Below are 4,611 nucleotides of genomic sequence, written 5' to 3' on the forward strand. Positions count from 1 at the left end.
CGCCCATCCCGTCGAGCGGCTTCAGGATCACGTCGCCGTGCTCGGCGTGGAACGCGCGCAGCCGTTTCGCGTCGCGCGTGACGAGCGTCGGCGCGACGAACTGCGGAAACTCGCCGATCGCGAGCTTCTCCGAATGGTCGCGGATCGACTGCGCCTTGTTGAACACGCGTGCACCCGCGCGCTCGGCCAGCTCGAGCAGCCACGTCGACGTCACGTACTCCATGTCGAACGGCGGATCCTTGCGCATCAGCACCGCGCCGAACGATTCGAGACGGCGCGCGTCGACCGGGCCCGCGTCGAACCAGGTGTCGCGATGCAGGTCGTCCAGCTCGCCGACGAACGTGATGCGCCGCACGTCGGCCTCGACGGCCGAGCCCGTCCACGCGAGGTGGCGCGGCTCGCACGCGTACACCGCATGCCCGCGCCGGGCGGCCTCCGCCATCATCGCGTAGGTCGAATCCTTGTAGATCTTGAAATGCTCGAGCGGGTCGGCGATAAAAAGAATGTCCATGCGGGTCCTGTACGTAGCGAAGCCGTTACACCTGGATGGCTTCGGGATCGGTCTTTTCCAGTTCGATCGACGACGCGATCAGCGACAGCCGCGCGACGACGCCGTACATGTAGAAACGGTTCGGCGGCGCGGCGCCCGGCTTGGCGCCTGCATCCGGCAGCGCGGTGTGCTCGAAGCCGAGCGGCACGTAGTGCATGCCCGGCGCGTTCAGGTTCTGGTCGCGCTCGCGGCCGCCGTGCGTGCGGTAGAAGCCGCCGACCACGTAGCGGTCGATCATGTAGACGACCGGCTCGGCCACTTCGTCGCCGACGCGCTCGAACGTGTAGACGCCTTCCTGCACGATCACGTCGCGCACCGCGAGGCCGGCCTTCGATTCGGCCATCTGCGCGCGCTCGGCCTTCGTCATGCGGCCGATCTCGGCTGCGTCGTGCACGGTCATCACGCCACGGCCGGCGGTGCCCGCGTCGGCCTTCACGACGACGTACGGCTTCTCGCTGATCCCGTATTCGCGATACTTGCGCGCGATCTTCTTCAGCACGCCGTCGATCGCGTCGGCGAGCGCCTGCTCGCCTTCATGCGCCTGCCAGTCGACGCCTTCCACGTGCGCGAAATACGGATTCACCATCCACGGATCGACGCCGACCATCTTCGCGAACTTCTTCGCGACGTCGTCGTAGCACGAGAAATGCGTCGACTTGCGGCGCACGGCCCAGCCTGCATGCAGCGGCGGCAGCAGGTACTGCTCGTGCAGGTTTTCCAGCACGGCCGGGATGCCGGCCGACAGGTCGTTGTTCAACAGGATCGAGCACGGATCGAAATTCTTCAGGCCGAGGCGGCGCTGCGAACGCTCGAGCGGTTCGAGCACGATCTTCTGGCCGTCGGCCAGCGTGATCGGCGTCATGTCGGTGATGCTCGGGTCGAGCGAGCCGAAGCGCACGTTCAGGCCGGCCTGGCGCATGATCGTCGCGAGGCGCGCGACGTTTTCCAGGTAGAACGCGTTGCGGGTCGGCAGCTCGGGAATCACGAGCAGATTCTTCGCGTCCGGGCAGATTTTCTCGATCGCGGCCATCGCGGCCTGCACGGCGAGCGGCAGCACTTCGGACGGCAAATTGTTGAATGCGCCGGGAAACAGGTTCGCGTCGACGGGCGCCAGCTTGAAGCCGGCATTGCGCAGGTCCACCGAACAATAGAACGGCGGGGTGTGTTCCTGCCATTCGAGCCTGAACCAGCGTTCGATCGCAGGCGTCGCGTCGAGGATCTTCTGCTCGAGTTCGAGCAGCGGACCGTTCAACGCGGTAACGAGGTGGGGAACCATGAATCACTCGCGAGCGGGAGAATGAAGATTGTAGAGCAATTGCCTTGCCCATTTGGGGATTGTTCCCGGCTTCGCAAGGATATCGAGGAACTTTTCGGCTATTGACCCGATAGAGTGAAGGGTTATCCGCTACGGCAGCGGGTGGCAGGAGAAAAAAAGCCCGCCGGGTAGGCGGGCCGAAGTCGCTGCGCTCATTCGGGGCGGGCGCCGTCGTCGCGGCGGCCCGCCGTTGATTCGTGTGACTTATTCCACGTGCTCGCCGTGCAGGATCACGTCGAGACCTTCGCGCTCTTCCTCTTCGGTCACGCGCAGGCCGATCGTCAGGTCGATCAGCTTCAGCAGCACGAAGCTCAGCACGCCGCTGTAGACCAGCGTGATCAGCACGCCCTTGGCCTGCAGCAGCAGGCTGCCGTCGAAGCCGCCGATGTCCTTGACCGCGAATACGCCCGTCAGCAGCGCGCCGAGAATCCCGCCGATGCCGTGCACGCCGAACGCGTCGAGCGAATCGTCGTAGCCGAGCTTGGACTTGAGCCAGGTTGCCGACCAGAAGCAGACGACGCCCGCCGCGATACCGATCACCAGTGCGCCCGCCACGCCGACGAAACCGGCGGCCGGCGTGATCGCCACGAGACCCGCGACCGCGCCCGACACGATGCCGAGCACCGACGGCTTGCCCTTCGCGATCCACTCGGCAAACATCCAGCCGAGCGCCGCGCAGGCGGTCGCCACTTGCGTGGTCAGCATCGCGAAGCCGGCACGGCCATCGGCCGCGACCGCGGAGCCCGCGTTGAAGCCGAACCAGCCGACCCACAGCATCGAGCCGCCGATCATCGTCAGCACCAGGTTGTGCGGCGCCATCGATTCACGGCCGTAGCCGACGCGCTTGCCGAGCACGAGGCACGACACGAGGCCCGCGATACCGGCGTTGATGTGCACCACCGTGCCGCCCGCGAAGTCGAGCACGCCGTCGGCCGACAGCCAGCCGGTCGGCTCCCACACCATGTGCGCGATCGGCACGTAGACGATCAGCGACCAGAGCGTCATGAACACGAGCATCGCCGAGAACTTCATCCGGTCGGCGAACGCGCCGCAGATCAGCGCCGGCGTGATGATCGCGAACGTCATCTGGTAGACGAAGTAGACCGATTCCGGAATCGTCGTCGCGAGATGGCTGACCGTCAGCGTCGTCGCCTTGTCACCCTTGATGTAGTTCATGCCGTGCAGGAACGCGCGCGACAGGCCGCCGATGAAGCCGTTGCCCGGCGTGAACGCGAGGCTGTAGCCGACCACCGTCCACAGCACCGTGATCACCGCGGTGATCGCGAAGCTCTGCATCACGGTCGCGAGCACGTTCTTCTTGCGGACCATGCCCGCGTAGAACAGCGCGAGGCCCGGGATCGTCATGAACAGCACGAGCGCGGTCGACGTCAGCATCCACGCGGTGTCGCCCGCGCTGATCTTCGACGAATCGACCGAGAACGGGGCGGTGGGCGCGGCCGGGGCGGCCGGCGCGGACGCGGCGGCGGCAGCCGATGCGTCGGTCACGCCCGAAGCCGGTGCGGCCGCAGCGGCGGTGGCGGATGCGTCGGCGCTCGGCGCCGAAGCGGCCGGTGCGGCGGCAGCCGATGCGTCGGAAGCGGTGGCGGCAGGCGCGGAACCGGCCGCGGCGGACGCCGCGTCGTCCGCGAGCGCGGAGCCGACGCCGGCCGCGATCAGCGAGCCGGCCATCAGCAGGGACATCAGAAGTTTGCGCATCTTGGGTTTCCTCTTGTCGCTTGTCTTGTGTGTTCTGTTACAGCGCGTCCGCGCCCGTCTCCCCGGTGCGAATCCGGATCACCTGTTCGATCGGCGTGACGAAGATCTTGCCGTCGCCGATCTTGCCCGTGCGCGCGGCCCGCTCGATCGCTTCCACCGCCTGGTCGACGAGATCGTCGGACACGGCCGCCTCGATCTTCATCTTCGGCAGGAAATCGACCACGTATTCGGCGCCGCGATACAGCTCGGTGTGCCCCTTCTGGCGCCCGAACCCTTTCACCTCCGTCACCGTGATACCCGAGACGCCAAGCGCCGACAGCGCCTCGCGCGTCTCATCGAGCTTGAACGGCTTGATGATTGCGGTAATGAGTTTCATGAAGTCCTCTCGCTGGGTTGTCCCGTCGAATGAGTTGGAATGTTGTAACGGACTCTTCTCAGCAACTCGCATGCCATGTTCGTCCGAACACCGTCTCGAAGGGCTTCGAAGCGGGGTCGCATCCCGTGGTGTAAGGCGCGGAAGCCCGGCCGAATGGCCAACATGGCCCGGTTTGCTGGCGCGGCGAAAGGATCGTTGCTAGAGTGCACGCACGTCCCGGATCGCCGGGCCATTCACCCATGCGGGCGCCATGCCCGGAATTCGCGCCTCGCGCGCACCATTTCCGGTCATGCGTGCATCATGGGCACGTACGCAACTGAAGATGCACATTTTTTGTGCAAGGAAGGGAAATCACATGAAGCAACCCAGCGACGTTTTCAACGATCTGCAGTCGCGCGTCAGCGATTTGCTGAAAAACTCGCCGGCCAAGGACGTCGAGCGCAACGTGAAGGCCATGCTGTCGCAAGGCTTCTCGAAGCTCGATCTCGTCACGCGCGAGGAATTCGACACCCAGGCACAGGTGCTCGCCCGCACCCGCGTGCGCCTCGAGGAACTCGAAAAGCGCGTCGCGGAACTCGAGCAGAAGCTCGCCGCCCCGCAGGCCTGACGCCCCACCCGGCCAAACGGTCCGGGCGCGGGCCGCCTCGTGCGGCC

Annotated in this window: 4 protein-coding genes and 1 pseudogene; 1 reads left to right on the plus strand and 4 read right to left on the minus strand. The window is 65.9% G+C overall.

Annotated features, from left to right (window positions below):
• The 4 genes and pseudogenes from H0X91_RS34430 to H0X91_RS34445 all read right to left on the minus strand — a co-directional run.
• Positions 1 to 511: pseudogene (locus tag H0X91_RS34430) on the minus strand (glutathione synthase); the annotation flags it as partial.
• Positions 512 to 536: 25 nt separating this feature from the next.
• Positions 537 to 1,826, minus strand: coding sequence for a glutamate--cysteine ligase (gene gshA, locus H0X91_RS34435; protein ID WP_006477713.1), 1,290 nt, complete (start codon positions 1,824 to 1,826; stop codon positions 537 to 539).
• 243 nt (positions 1,827 to 2,069) lie between these two features.
• Positions 2,070 to 3,581: an ammonium transporter gene (locus H0X91_RS34440; RefSeq protein ID WP_062911164.1), complete on the minus strand. Its 1,512-nt coding sequence runs from the start codon at positions 3,579 to 3,581 to the stop codon at positions 2,070 to 2,072.
• Between the two features lie 37 nt (positions 3,582 to 3,618).
• Positions 3,619 to 3,957 carry a P-II family nitrogen regulator gene (locus tag H0X91_RS34445; protein ID WP_006398175.1) on the minus strand — a complete coding sequence of 113 codons (339 nt, stop codon included), beginning with the start codon at positions 3,955 to 3,957 and terminating at the stop codon, positions 3,619 to 3,621.
• A gap of 355 nt (positions 3,958 to 4,312) precedes the next feature.
• On the opposite strand from H0X91_RS34445, the gene H0X91_RS34450 reads away from it, so the two are divergent.
• Positions 4,313 to 4,564: an accessory factor UbiK family protein gene (locus H0X91_RS34450; protein ID WP_006489451.1), complete on the plus strand. Its 252-nt coding sequence runs from the start codon at positions 4,313 to 4,315 to the stop codon at positions 4,562 to 4,564.
• The last annotated feature ends 47 nt before the right edge of the window (positions 4,565 to 4,611 follow it).

The organism is Burkholderia sp. 9777_1386 (assembly GCF_015712265.1).
Lineage (GTDB): Bacteria > Pseudomonadota > Gammaproteobacteria > Burkholderiales > Burkholderiaceae > Burkholderia > Burkholderia cenocepacia.

Bases quoted from the DNA above. Each gene is read 5' to 3' on its own strand.
- H0X91_RS34445 (WP_006398175.1), bottom strand. From the start codon at position 3,957: ATGAAACTCATTACCGCAATCATCAAGCCGTTCAAGCTCGATGAGACG.
- H0X91_RS34440 (WP_062911164.1), bottom strand. From the start codon at position 3,581: ATGCGCAAACTTCTGATGTCCCTGCTGATGGCCGGCTCGCTGATCGCG.
- H0X91_RS34450 (WP_006489451.1), top strand. From the start codon at position 4,313: ATGAAGCAACCCAGCGACGTTTTCAACGATCTGCAGTCGCGCGTCAGC.
- gshA (WP_006477713.1), bottom strand. From the start codon at position 1,826: ATGGTTCCCCACCTCGTTACCGCGTTGAACGGTCCGCTGCTCGAACTC.